The organism is Tistrella arctica (genome assembly GCF_039630945.1).
Lineage (GTDB): Bacteria > Pseudomonadota > Alphaproteobacteria > Tistrellales > Tistrellaceae > Tistrella > Tistrella bauzanensis.
Map to the genome: position 1 here is coordinate 287019 of NZ_JBBKTV010000002.1, position 12725 is coordinate 299743.

Annotated in this window: 10 protein-coding genes; 6 read left to right on the plus strand and 4 right to left on the minus strand. The window is 67.2% G+C overall.

From position 1 onward, the window contains the following. Positions 1-4: 4 nt before the first annotated feature. Complete coding sequence (locus WG924_RS05230; RefSeq protein ID WP_345931964.1) at positions 5-301, minus strand: putative quinol monooxygenase; 297 nt, start codon at positions 299-301, stop codon at positions 5-7. A gap of 384 nt (positions 302-685) precedes the next feature. Here WG924_RS05230 and WG924_RS05235 point away from each other — a divergent pair, with 384 nt between their 5' ends. After that, positions 686-1720, plus strand: coding sequence for an alcohol dehydrogenase catalytic domain-containing protein (locus tag WG924_RS05235; RefSeq protein WP_345931965.1), 1035 nt, complete (start codon positions 686-688; stop codon positions 1718-1720). Positions 1721-1760: 40 nt separating this feature from the next. On the opposite strand, the gene aptA is transcribed toward WG924_RS05235, so the two are convergent. Beyond that, positions 1761-3104, minus strand: a complete 1344-nt coding sequence (aptA, locus tag WG924_RS05240; RefSeq protein WP_345931966.1) for an omega-aminotransferase AptA — start codon at positions 3102-3104, stop codon at positions 1761-1763. Positions 3105-3426: 322 nt separating this feature from the next. On the opposite strand from aptA, the gene WG924_RS05245 reads away from it, so the two are divergent. Next, positions 3427-4953 (plus strand): aminotransferase-like domain-containing protein, encoded by a 1527-nt coding sequence (locus WG924_RS05245; RefSeq protein WP_345931967.1) that lies wholly within the window; start codon positions 3427-3429, stop codon positions 4951-4953. 22 nt (positions 4954-4975) lie between these two features. Here the strand turns inward: WG924_RS05245 and WG924_RS05250 are convergent, their stop codons facing one another. Together WG924_RS05250 and WG924_RS05255 are read right to left on the minus strand one after the other, a co-directional pair. Next, positions 4976-5857 (minus strand): alpha/beta fold hydrolase, encoded by an 882-nt coding sequence (locus WG924_RS05250; protein WP_372044741.1) that lies wholly within the window; start codon positions 5855-5857, stop codon positions 4976-4978. Between the two features lie 47 nt (positions 5858-5904). Further along, positions 5905-7011: a class I SAM-dependent methyltransferase gene (locus WG924_RS05255; RefSeq protein ID WP_345931969.1), complete on the minus strand. Its 1107-nt coding sequence runs from the start codon at positions 7009-7011 to the stop codon at positions 5905-5907. A 321-nt stretch (positions 7012-7332) separates the two neighbouring features. Between WG924_RS05255 and WG924_RS05260 the strand changes: the two genes are divergently transcribed. The 4 genes from WG924_RS05260 to WG924_RS05275 all read left to right on the plus strand — a co-directional run bounded on the left by WG924_RS05260 (position 7333) and on the right by WG924_RS05275 (position 12713). After that, positions 7333-9195: an ABC transporter ATP-binding protein gene (locus WG924_RS05260; RefSeq protein WP_345931970.1), complete on the plus strand. Its 1863-nt coding sequence runs from the start codon at positions 7333-7335 to the stop codon at positions 9193-9195. Between the two features lie 101 nt (positions 9196-9296). Then, positions 9297-10835, plus strand: a complete 1539-nt coding sequence (locus WG924_RS05265; RefSeq protein ID WP_372044717.1) for an ABC transporter substrate-binding protein — start codon at positions 9297-9299, stop codon at positions 10833-10835. Positions 10836-10930: 95 nt separating this feature from the next. Next, positions 10931-11854 (plus strand): ABC transporter permease, encoded by a 924-nt coding sequence (locus WG924_RS05270; RefSeq protein WP_345931971.1) that lies wholly within the window; start codon positions 10931-10933, stop codon positions 11852-11854. Positions 11855-11864: 10 nt separating this feature from the next. After that, positions 11865-12713: an ABC transporter permease gene (locus WG924_RS05275; RefSeq protein ID WP_345931972.1), complete on the plus strand. Its 849-nt coding sequence runs from the start codon at positions 11865-11867 to the stop codon at positions 12711-12713. Positions 12714-12725: the final 12 nt, after the last annotated feature.

Below are 12725 nucleotides of genomic sequence, written 5' to 3' on the forward strand. Positions count from 1 at the left end.
TCCTTCACGTTGCCGACAATTCGGTGCAGGTCTCAAGGATGACCGGTTCGGCCAGATGCGGTTTGACCGCGGCGAAGAACACCGCCACCGCCTCCGATCCATTATGCCGGTCCATCGCCGCCGCATCGGTGAACCGTTCATAGGTCGTGAACCGGCAGGGATTGTCCCGCGACTGGCTGATGAAGAAATCGATGGTGTCGGGCTCATTGGCCCGGACATGCGCCGCCACCTTCAGAAGCTCCGCCGCCATCAGCGCGTCGCTGCCCGGCGTGACGGTGATGATGGCCGTGATCGTGATCATGGGCGCTGGTTCCCCGCTTGCGGATGCTGACCCGCGATCGCCGGGCCGCTGTTGCACGGCCGGCACCCGGCCGGCACGCTCCATCAGCCTGCAACCCGCCAGCGGCCCGTGACCAATTCAAAATCCCGGATTGCGCTATTGGAAAAGCCGATCGCATTCTGGCTCCCCGTCCGGCCGGATGGTGCCAGCCGTCCCCGTCGGCGCCATGGGCCGGCCGGCCGCCATCGGTACGGCCGGCTGGATGACCGGTCCCATCGGCATTCCAGATACCGGAACCGGCGGCTTTCCTGTTTTACACCGGGCTGTGGCTGCGGTCTGCTTGAGCGGCGGGCCCGGCAGCGGCACCCGATCGTCGAGCAGGCACCAGGCGGAGGCACGAAACCAATGACCATGATGCGCGCAGCCATACTGGATCAGCCCGGCCAGGGGCTGCGGTTCCGCCAGATCGCGCGGCCGGTGCCCGCGGCCGGCGAGGTGCTGATCCGGGTCGCCGCCTGTGGCGTCTGCCATTCCGACCTGCACATCGTGGACGGCGACTGGGGAACGCCGCCACTGCTGCCGCTGATCCCCGGCCATGAAGTCACCGGCCATGTCGTGGCGCTGGGATCGGGCGTGTCGGGGCTGGCGATCGGCGATGCCGCAGGCGTGCCCTGGATGGCCCATGCCTGCGGCCGGTGCGGCTTCTGTCTGGCGGGGATGGAGACGATCTGCCCCGAAGGCGGGGCCACCGGCTTCAGCGGCCATGGCGGCTATGCCGAATACATGGTGGCCGAGGCCGATTTCGTGGCCCGGCTGCCGGCCGGCGCCGATCTGGCGGCACTGGCGCCGGTGCTGTGCGCCGGCGTCACCACCTATCGCGGGCTGAAGCGGTCGGAAGCCCGGCCGGGGCAGATGGTGGCGGTGATCGGCGTGGGCGGTCTGGGCCATGTCGCCGTGCAATATGCCCGTGCCATGGGCCTGCGGCCGGTGGCGGTGGATGTCTCGGCCGATCGTCTGGCCCAGGCGCACAGGCTGGGCGCCGAACGGATGATCGATGCCGCCGGCCCCGATCCGGTCGCGGCACTGATCGCCGCAACCGGCGGCGGTGTGCATGCGGCCCTGGTCACCGCCACGGCACCGCGCGCCTTCGAACAGGCGCTGGCCATGGTCAGGCCCGGCGGCACGGTGGTGTTCATCGGCCTGCCCGGCGGCGACCGCGACACCATCCGGGTGTCGATTTCCGCGATCTCGAACTGGGAGCGATCGATCCGCGGCTCGAATGTCGGCACCCGCACGGATCTTCAGGAAGCGGTGGATTTCGCCCTGCGCGGCCATGTCCGCGCCGACATCGAAACCATGGCCTTCGACGATATCGACACCGCCCTGGCCCGGCTGCGGGCGGGCATGGTCAATGGACGGCTGGTCCTGACCATGCCCTGAGATACAAAGACCCTGACGTACAATCGTCCCTGGATACCGGTCAGAACCCGGCCAGTACTTTCTCGACCGTGTCGAACAGATGGTCCAGATCGGCGGGCTCCATCACGAAGGGCGGCGCGAAGATCAGCGTGTCGTTCGTGATACGCACAATCGCACCGGCATCGTACAACGCGGTCAGGGCCTGGAAGCCACGCGCGCCCATGGTGGCGCCGGCCGCCAGATCGGCAGCACCCAGCATGCCGTAGCCGCGGATATCCTCGACGATGCCATGGGCGCGCAGCCGGCCCAACCGGTCCAGGAAATGCGGCGACAAGGCCGCCGCGCGGTCGAACAGCGCCTCGTCCTGGAAGATCTTCAGGCTGGCCAGGGCAGCCGCACAGGCAACCGGATGCGCCGACCAGGTATAGCCATGGAAGAACTCGATGCCCGAGGGGTTGTCCTCGACGATGGTGTCATAGACCATGCGCGACGCGGCGACCGCCGCCATCGGCACCGTGCCGTTGGTGATCGCCTTGGCCATGGTGATGATATCGGGGGTGACGCCGAAGGACTGGGCGGCGAAGGCCTTGCCGGTCCGGCCGAAGCCGGTGATCACCTCGTCGAAGATCAGCAGAATGCCATGGCGGTCGCAGATCTCGCGCAGCCGCGCCAGATAGCCCTGCGGCGGCACCAGCACCCCGATCGATCCTGAAATCGGCTCCACGATGCAGGCAGCGATCGTGTCGGCGCCGTACAGGCCCACCGCCCGCTCCAGATCATCCGCCAGATCGGCGCCATGCGCGCCCTCACCCAGCACGAAACGGTTCTCGGGAATATGGGTGTGGCGCATATGGGCGACGCCGGCCATGCCCAGGCCGAACATCTCGCGGTTGCGCACCATGCCGCCCACCGACCAGCCAGCCAGATTGACGCCATGATAGGCCTTCTCGCGCCCGATCACCCGCTGGCGCTGACCCTCGCCACGACGGCGGTGATAGAGCATGGCGATCTTCAGCGCGGTTTCCACCGCTTCCGAGCCGGAGCCGGCGAAGAACACCCGGTCGATGCCATCCGGCAGGATCCGGGCCAGGGCCGTGGCGACGGCGAAGCCGCCGGGGGTGCCGAACTGGAAGGGCGGGGCATAGTCCAGCCGGCCAAGCTGTGCGGTCACCGCCTCGGTGATCTCGCGTCGGCCATGGCCGGCGGGCGTGCAGAACAGGCCCGACAGGCCATCGATCAACTGGTCGCCGCGATCATTGCGGTACCAGATGCCGTGGGCTTCGGTGATGATGCGCGGCGCCGCCTTGAAGGCACGGTTGGCGGTGAAGGGCATCCAGTGATGGCTCAGATCCAGACTGTTCTGAGCGGCGTCATGGGGCTGGGGCGCGGTGACGGTATCGGGCATCGCCTCTCTCGCTCTGTTCCGGCCTGTGGGACTGTTCGGCCAGGTGCGAGCAGACCATGCGCCGTGCCCGCGCAGTAGAGCCAGCCGGCGCGAAGCCATCGGGCCAGAACCGGATCATCGCCGCCCCCGGACCGGCCCGCGCCGCCCCACGCCTGCGCAGGTCATCCCGCCGGGTGACCGTAAAACAGGCAGACCGGCGCAATCGATACCCGGCTGGTCCCGGCGGACTGACCGTTGGCGGCCATTGTCCCCGATTGGTATGGTCCGTGCTTCGGATGCAACCCGCATCTTCCGACCCGTCACCACAGAACGGCGCCCGCTCTTGCTCAATCTCATCCGCGATCCCGGCACCACCATCCAGGCATCACTGCGTCAGGCGGTCGTTCAGGCCATCGCCGAGGGCCGGCTGGCCGCCGGGCAGAAGCTGCCGCCCTCGCGCCGCTGGGCCACGCAGCTTGGCATCGCGCGCAACACCGTCACAGCGGTTCTGGATGATCTGGTGGCGCGCGGCTATCTGGTCTCGGCCGAACGGCGCGGCTATTTCGTCGCCGATCATCCGGGAACCGAGAGCGATCCGCTGCCGTCGGCGCCGATGGCGCCGGCCGCCACCAATGACACGGGGGATGTGCCCGCCGATGATCGCGACCCCGATGCCGGGCCGGTCTGGATCCAGCGTTTCACCATGCAGCCCGGCCGGCTGCGCAACATCGAAAAACCCCGCGACTGGCAGCGCTATCCCTATCCCTTCATCTATGGTCAGGTCGATCAGGATCTGTTTCCGATCGCGGTCTGGCGGCAGTGCTCCCGCGATGCGCTGGGGCGCTCGGCGGTGAATTACTGGGCGGCCGATCAGATCGTCGACGATGATCCGCTGCTGATCGAGCAGATCCGCCGCCACATTCTGCCGGCCCGCGGCATCTATGCCCGCGCCGACGAGATCCTGATCACGCTGGGCTCGCAGCACGGGCTGTATCTGCTGTCACGCCTGCTGGTCCGCCCGGCCGATGTCGTCGGCATCGAGGATCCGGGCTATCCCGACGCCCGCAACATCTTCGCGCTTGCCGAAGGCTCGGTACGGCTGCTGCCGGTGGATGACGGCGGCATCGACCCCGATGGCACGGCGCTCGACGGCGTGACCCTGGCGGTGGTCACGCCCTCCTATCACTGCCCGACCATGGTAACGATGCCGCAACCGCGCCAGCGCGCCCTGCTGGCCCGCGCCATCCGCGACGATATGCTGCTGATCGAGGATGATTACGAGGGCGAGACCCGGTTCGAGGCCGATGCCCGTTCGCTCAAATCCATGGACCGCACCGGGCGGGTGATCTATCTGGGGTCGTTGTCGAAGGTGCTGGCGCCGGGGGTGCGGCTGGGCTTCATGGTCGGCGCGGCACCGCTGATCGCCGAGGCCCGCGCCCTGCGCCGGCTGATGCACCGCACCGCACCGCTCAACAACCAGCGCACTGCCGCGATCTTCCTGGCGGAAGGCCATTATCAGGGCCTCGTGCGCACCTTGCGGGTCAGCATGAAGCAGCGCTGGGACGTGGCGACGCGGGCGGTGGACCTGCACATTCCCGATGTCGTCCGCCCGCCCAGCACCGGCGGGTCCAGCATCTGGCTGCGCCTGCCCGATGGCCTGGCCGAAGCCGGCCTTGGCGATGCGGCGCGGCGCCGGGGGGTGCTGTTCGAAAGCGGGCAGGCCTTCTTCGCGGCGCCGCCGCCGGGCCACGACCACATCCGCCTGGGCCTGTCGTCGATCGGCCCAGACCGGATCGGCGAAGGTGTGCAGCGGCTGGCCGCGGCCCTGGCCGAAGCCCAGCGGGCGGCCCGACCCAGCCCGGGTGGTTGACCGGCCCGGGCAGTTGATCAGATCAGGCTGGTAACGAGCCACTGAAGAAGGCGATCAGGGCCGCCGCCAGCGCCTCCGGCGCCTCTTCGGCCATGTGATGGCCGCTCTCGATCGGATGGCCGCGCAGATCCGGCGCCCAGGGCCGCCATACCGCCAGCACATCGCCATAGAGCCGTTCCAGATCGTCGCGCGACGACCACAGGCACAAAGTGGGGCAGCGCAGCCGCCGCCCCGCGGCCCGGTCTGCGGCATCATGCGCGCGGTCGATGCCGGGCCCGGCGCGGTAGTCTTCCACCATCGCATGCACGGTGGCCGGGTCGTGCAGCGCGCGGCGGATATCCTCATAGGCCGCCGGGCCGATGACCGACGGGTCCAGGCCGTACCAGGCATCCGGATCGGCCAGAATGGCGCGTTCCGGTTTGTCGGGCTGGGCGAAAAAGAACCAGTGCCACCAGGCCTGCGCGAAGCCGGCATCGCAGCGCTCCAGCGCCTCGATGATCGGCACGCCGTCGAGCACCGCCAGCCGCGTCACCGCATCCGGATGGTCCATCGCCATCCGGAAAGCCACATAGCTGCCGCGATCATGACCGGCCACCGCGAACCGGTCGTGCCCCAGCGCCCGCATCAGGTCGATGCCGTCCCGGGCCTTGGCGCGTTTCGACGAGCCGGCGTGATCGGGGCTGTCCGCCGGTTTCGACGACTGCCCGAAGCCGCGCAGATCCGGGCAGACGACGGTGAAATGCCGCGCCAGCAGCGGCGCCACACGCCACCAGGTGACATGGGTGCGGGGATGCCCGTGCAGCAGCAGCAAGGGCGGCCCGCTGCCGCCATGGCGACAGCGCAGCGTGGCATCGGGCAGGGGGATATGCTCAAGCGTGAAGCCGTCGAAGAAGCCATCGGACAGGACGGGCACTCCTTCGCTCAAAACCCCCGCTGCCGGCTGCCGGCGGTTCAGGCGACCGCAGTGGCGGTAGCGGTAGCGGTGGTGGCGGCGGCCGCATCCATGCCGTCGCACCAGATCATGATCGTGTTGCGGTCGTGCTGCGCGCCGATCCGCACCGTCGTGCCGGGCGCCAGATCGCGGGGCTGGTCCAGCGGAAAGATCCTGACCGCCCAGCACGACCTGACGCCGGCGCCCGGCCGGTTCTCGTAGATCAGGTCGCCCTTGTCGTCCATGTCCATCTTCAGCCACTGGACGATGCCGGTCACCCGCCCGCCATTGGCGGTCAGGGTCGCCGTGGTGCGGCTGGACGGAAACGGACCACCGGATTGCAGATCGAAGCGCATCAGTTCGACCGGTTCGCTGCGCAGCGACAATCCCTTGCGATCCGATGACATACGATAGAATGGCACGCCCAGATGGTTGAAATCCGACAGGTCGAAGCCCGACACCGTGTCCATCCGCCGGTGGCCGGCATCCTCATCGTCGATCAGCGCCACCTGTGCCGCGACCACCGCCGGTATCATCCGCGCGCCCGGCTTCAGCAGGCGCTTGGTCGCATCCTCGATCGCCGGCAGCACCGCCTCGCCCAGCAGATCGTTGGAGATGATCTCCTGCACCAGAATATCGGCCCGACCATCGACATCCTCGCCCACCAGGGCATCGGAGGATTTCTTCGCCACCAGGGTGATGCGGTCGTCATGGCCGTTGCGGGCGATGATCCGGCGCGCGGCATCGGCCACCATCGGGTTCATCTCGAAGGTCGTCACCCGGCCTGCGCCGGCCCGCGCCGCCATCATCGACAGAATGCCGCTGCCGGTGCCGATCTCCATCACATGGCTTTCCGGCCCGACCGCCCGCTTCAACGCCGCCTCATAGGCATCATTGCGCACCTGATCGCGCACGATGGCGAAATGCCATTTGGGTACGTCGCGGGCCAGAAGATCCCGCGCCAGCATCACCACCTCGGGCTGATCGGCGCCAACCTCCAGGGCGTGAAGACAGGCCGCCTGCGCCTCGTCTTTCTTGCCTTTCGCCCACAGCACCGCCGCCAGGCGGACAAGCGGCAGGGGTTTGTCGCGAAGCTGCATCGCAAGGCTGTCGGCGCTGATCGGCATGCGGAACGGGATCCCCGGCGTCGGTTGTCGGTGTTGCCGGTGATCATGTCGCGATCGGCGCCCATAGACAACTGCCTTGGCGACGGCTCTGGCAATGACCGTGCCGATCCCGATCCGGCCACCGCTTCAAGGGCTGCGGCGGCCATGGCGTCTGGTGGCGTCGTGTATGCGACAGGATGACAATAATTTATTGACAAAATGTCGGAAAAATAATTTTGTCGCAATACGGTGTCAAATACGACACCGGCAGGCGCCGTCTGGGGAGACGGTGCCGCGCAGCCGGGCGCGCGGCCCGGATTGGCAGCAGACACGGGAGCGCAGATGCCGCATTCCAGCCGGGATCCTCTTCTGGACGTGCGCTCGCTCAGCGTCCGCTTCGGCACAAGCCGGGTCGTGGATGACGTGTCGTTCACGGTCGAGGCGGGCCGCACCCTTGCCATCGTCGGCGAAAGCGGCTCGGGCAAATCGGTCACCTCGCTCGCGATCATGCGGCTGATCGACCATATGAACGGCACCATCGACCAGGGCCGGATCCTGTTCGATGCCGGCGGCCGGCAGGTCGACCTGGCGCAGCTTGGCGCCGACGAGATGCGCAAGGTCCGCGGCAAGGATGTCGCGATGATCTTCCAGGAGCCGATGACCTCGCTGAACCCGGTCTTCACCATCGGCGACCAGATCGCCGAGGTGCTGATGCTGCATGAAGGCAGCTCGAAACCGGCGGCGCTCACCGCCGCGCGCGCGCTGCTCGACATGGTGCGGCTGCCCGACGCGGCGGCGATGCTGAAGCGCTATCCGCATCAATTGTCGGGCGGCATGCGCCAGCGGGTGATGATCGCCATGGCCCTGGCCTGCCGGCCGAAGCTGCTGATCGCCGACGAACCCACCACCGCGCTGGACGTTACCATCCAGGCCCAGATCCTGACCATCATCCGCGATCTTCAGAAGACGCTGGGCATGGCGGTGATCTTCATCACCCATGATATGGGCGTGGTGGCCGAGATCGCCGACCGGGTGGTGGTGATGTGGCGCGGCCGCAAGATCGAGGAGGGTGCCGTGGCCGACATCTTCGCGCGGCCGGCGCATCCCTATACCCGCGCCCTGCTGTCGGCTGTGCCGGCGCTGGGCTCGATGACCGGCGAACCCTTTCCGAAGCGCCTGCCGCTGACGATCATGGATGGCGAGCAGTCGCGCGTGGTGGGGGTTGAAACCGTGCAGAACACCGCCCGCTACGATCAGCCGCCGATCCTGACCCTGCGCAATCTGGAAGCCCGGTTCGACGTGAAGCGCACCCTGCTGGGCCGGGTCACCCACCGCGTCCATGCGGTCGAGGCGGTCGATCTCGATCTGTGGCCGGGCGAGACCCTGTCGCTGGTGGGTGAAAGCGGGTCGGGCAAGTCGACCATCGGCCGCACCATCCAGCAGCTTCAGGATCCGACCGGCGGCGAGGTGATGTTTGAAGGCCGGTCGATGGCGGCGATGTCGGCCGCCGAGCGTCGGCGCCTGCGCCGGCATGTGCAATACATCTTCCAGGATCCCTTCGCCTCGCTCGACCCCCGCCGCACGGTCGGCTTCTCGATCGCCGAGCCGATCACCACCCACGGCCTGATCGACGGTGCCACCGCAATCCGCTCGCGCGTCGGCGCGTTGCTGGAACGCGTCGGGCTGGACCCGTCCGTCGCCGGGCGCTATCCGCATGAATTCTCGGGCGGGCAGCGTCAGCGGATCTGCATCGCGCGCGCGCTCGCCTCCCGGCCGAAGCTGATCATCGCCGACGAGGCGCTGTCGGCGCTGGATGTGTCGGTTCAGGCCCAGATCATCAATCTGCTGATGGAGTTGCAGGCCGACGAAGGGCTCGCCTATCTGTTCATCAGCCATGACATGGCAGTGGTGGAAAAGATCAGCCACCGCGTCGCCGTGCTCTATCTGGGCCAGATCGTCGAGCTTGGCAGCCGCGCCGCGGTGTTCGAGCGCCCGATGCACCCCTATACCCGCAAGCTGCTGTCGGCGGTGCCGGTGGCCGACCCGACCCGGCGCCCCGACCGGCCGATGCTCGATGGCGAGATCCCGAGCCCGGTGCGCCGTGTGGGCGATCTGCCCGACATCGTGAAACTTCAGGCCGTGGCCGCCGACCACATGGTGGCCCAGACTGCATCAAGACCGGCTGCATCAAGACCGGCCACATGAAGACCGGCTGCATCAGGACCGCAGGCCGCGACCTGATCCTGATCCCAAGACCCCGCCCTGACATCGAGGCCCACATCCACGCACCCAAGGTGGAGACGATCATGAAACACCCCCAGACCACGAAGCGTCTGCTGCTGACGGCGGCGCTGGCCGCCATGCTGCCGCTCGGCATGGCCGCCGGCGCCCAGGCGGCCGGCAGCCTGACCCTGTCCTCGCCGCAGGATCCCGGAAGCTGGGATCCGATCGATACCTTCCTGGTGAACTGGTCGTCGGTCGCCACCAACATCTATGACGGTCTGGTCTATCGCGGCCCCGACCTGAAGCTTCAGCCGGCGCTGGCCACCGAATGGCAGGTGCTGGACGAAGGCAAGCGCCTGCGCTTCAAGCTGCGCGAGGGCGTCACCTTCCACAATGGCGAGCCGTTCAACGCGAACGCGGTGAAGTTCACCTTCGACCGCCTGCTGGGCGAAGATGGCAAGAAGGGGCCGCAGCGTTCGAACTATACGGTCATCGACCGGATCAACATCATCGACGACTATACGGTCGATTTCGTGCTGAAGCAGCCCGATCCGGTGCTGCTGACCAAGCTTTCCGGCTATGGCGCGATGATCATGCCGCCGAAATATGTGGCGGAGCACGACGAGGCCCATGTCAACGCCAACCCGGTCGGCACCGGCCCGTTCCGGATGACCGCCTATGACCCCAAGGTCTCGGTGACGCTGGAAGCCTTCGCCGATCATTGGGGCGGCGCGCCGAAGCTCGACACCGTCACCTATCGCTTCATCCCCGAGCCGGCGACCGCGGTTGCCGAATTGCAGGCCGGCCGGGTCGATATCGTCGTGCCGCCGACCATCCCGATTTCGATGGTCGACACCATCAAGGCCGATGACAGGCTTGAGGTGGTGAGCGTCACCAGCCCCACCGTCTATGCGCTGCGCTTCAACACCCGCGACGGCATCACCGCCGATGAGCGGGTGCGCAAGGCGCTGATCATGGCGGTCGACCGCAAGACGATCATCGACGCCATTCTGGGCGGGCAGGCCAGCCAGATCGCCAGCTTCCAGTCGGAACTGTCGTTCGGCTACGACCCGGCGATGAAGCCGCTGCCCTATGACCCCGAGGCGGCGAAGGCGCTGCTGAAGGAGGCCGGCGTGGCTCCGGGGGCCGCGGTCCAGATCGACATCCGCGGCAACGACGCCACCTTCGCCGAGGTGTCGCAGGCGGTGGCCAGTTATCTGGGCATGGTCGGCGTCACCGCCACCATCAAGCCCTACGAGACCAATGTCCTGTTGAACGACATCATCCCGCAGGGCAGGTCGGGCGCGATGTTCCAGCAGAAATGGGGTGGCTGGACGCTCGATTACGACAACACCGCCTATCTGATGTACCACACCGGCGAACGCTGGAACCCCTATGACTCCGACCCGAAGCTCGACGCCCTGCTTGAGCGTCAGCGCTCGATGACCGATCCGGCGGCGCGTGAGAAGGTGTTGCAGGGCATCGCCGCCTATGCGGCCGACCGGGCGCTGGAGATGCCGCTGTTCAATCTGAACGAGATCTTCGGCGTCTCGAAGCGGGTCAAGGGTTTCGTCGCGCCGCCGGACAACCGCATCCGCCTGACCGACGTCACCGTCGACTGACGCGACGACGCCACCACCCATCTCCCTTGATCCATCCGCCAGGTGCCCCCGCCCCTGGCGGATGGGCCGCCGCTCATCCGTCCGGAGGCTGCCCCTTGGCCGGCTTTCTGCTCAAGCGCCTGCTTCAGGCGGCATTCGTCCTTTTCGCCGTCACGCTGACGGTGTCCTTCGCGATCCGCCTGACCGGTGACCCGGCGCTGATGCTGTCGCAGGGTGCCGGCAGCGTGACGCAAGAGGATCTGGACAACATCCGTCAGGCGCTGGGCCTGAACGAGCCCTTCCTGTCGCAATATCTCGATTTCGTCACCGGGCTGTTCACCGGCGATATGGGGCGCAGCTTTCTGGGCGGCACCTCGGTGTCGCTGCTGATCGCCAAGGCGCTGCCGGCAACGCTGGCGCTGGCCTTCACCTCGATGATCGTGTCGATCGCCATTTCCATCCCGCTCGGCATCCACGCCGCCGTCAATCGCGGACGCGGTGTCGATCAGGTGATCCGCATCCTGTCGCTGACCGGGCTGTCGTTTCCGAATTTCTGGCTGGCGATCATGCTGGTGCTGATGTTCTCGATCACGCTGCGCTGGCTGCCGCCATCGGGCATGGACGGCATCGCCAGTTTCGTGATGCCCGCCGTCACCATGGGCATCATCCTGACCGCGACCAATGTCCGGCTGGTGCGCTCCGCCATGCTCGAAACCCTGCGCGCCCAGTATGTGCAGGTGGCCCGCGCCAAGGGGTTGAGCGAACGCACGGTGCTCTACAAACACGCGCTCCGGAACTGCGCCATTCCGCTGGTGACCTATTTCGGCCTGCAATTCGGCGGCCTGCTGGGCGGCATCGTGGTCATCGAACGGGTGTTCAACTGGCCGGGGCTGGGCACGCTCGCCTTCGACGCGGTCGCCGGCCGCGACTATCCGGTGTTGCAGGCGGTGATCACCGTTCTGGCGCTGCTGATCGTCGCCATCAACCTGCTGGTCGATATCGCCTACGGGCTGATCGATCCGCGCATCCGCACCCGCTAGGAGGTCCGCCATGGCAAGCGCCCGTCCGCAGACCCGTCGCGGCCCAGGCCTGGAACTGGTTCTGGGCCTCATCCTGGCCGGTGGCATGACCGCTCTGGTCCTGTTGTCGCCGCTGCTGTTTCCCGATGGTGGCGAAAAGATCAACCTGATGGCCCGCCTGACCCTGCCCTTCCAGAGCTGGGTGTATCCGCTGGGCACCGATCCGCTGGGCCGCGACGTGCTGGCGCGGGTGGTGAACGGCGGCAAGATCTCGCTGCTGGTCGGCTTCACCTCGGTGGCCGGTGCCGTGATCATCGGCGTGGTGATGGGGCTGATCGCCGGCTATTACCGCGGCATTTCCGACATGGTGGTGATGCGCTTCGCCGATGTGCAACTGGCGCTGCCCTTCATTCTGCTGGCCATCACCTTCATCGCCATCGTCGGTGGCGGGCTCGTCAACACCATCATTCTGCTGATCGCCTCGCAATGGGTGCAGTATGCGCGGCTGGTCCGCGGCTCGGTTTTGTCGCTCGCCGACCGCGAATTCATCCATGCCGCCCGCGCCATCGGGGTGCGCGACATCCGCATCCTGTTCATCCATCTGCTGCCCAATCTGGCAGGGCCGGTGGTGGTGCTGATGACGCTGAATGTCGCCACCAACATCCTGCTGGAAAGCTCGCTCACCTTCCTGGGGCTGGGTGTCGATCCCACCATTCCAAGCTGGGGCGGCATGCTGGCTGACGGCCGGACCTATCTGCAGAACGCGTGGTGGGTCAGCGTGTTTCCCGGTCTCGCCATCCTGTTGACCGTGCTGGGCCTCAACCTGCTGGGCGACTGGCTGCGCGACCGGCTCGACCCCACCGGCCGTACTCAGGCCTGACGGATATCACAC

Coding starts and splice junctions, on each gene's coding strand:
- WG924_RS05230 (WP_345931964.1), bottom strand. CDS start 301: ATGATCACGATCACGGCCATCATCACCGTCACGCCGGGCAGCGACGCG.
- WG924_RS05235 (WP_345931965.1), top strand. CDS start 686: ATGACCATGATGCGCGCAGCCATACTGGATCAGCCCGGCCAGGGGCTG.
- aptA (WP_345931966.1), bottom strand. CDS start 3,104: ATGCCCGATACCGTCACCGCGCCCCAGCCCCATGACGCCGCTCAGAAC.
- WG924_RS05255 (WP_345931969.1), bottom strand. CDS start 7,011: ATGCCGATCAGCGCCGACAGCCTTGCGATGCAGCTTCGCGACAAACCC.
- WG924_RS05260 (WP_345931970.1), top strand. CDS start 7,333: ATGCCGCATTCCAGCCGGGATCCTCTTCTGGACGTGCGCTCGCTCAGC.
- WG924_RS05265 (WP_372044717.1), top strand. CDS start 9,297: ATGAAACACCCCCAGACCACGAAGCGTCTGCTGCTGACGGCGGCGCTG.
- WG924_RS05275 (WP_345931972.1), top strand. CDS start 11,865: ATGGCAAGCGCCCGTCCGCAGACCCGTCGCGGCCCAGGCCTGGAACTG.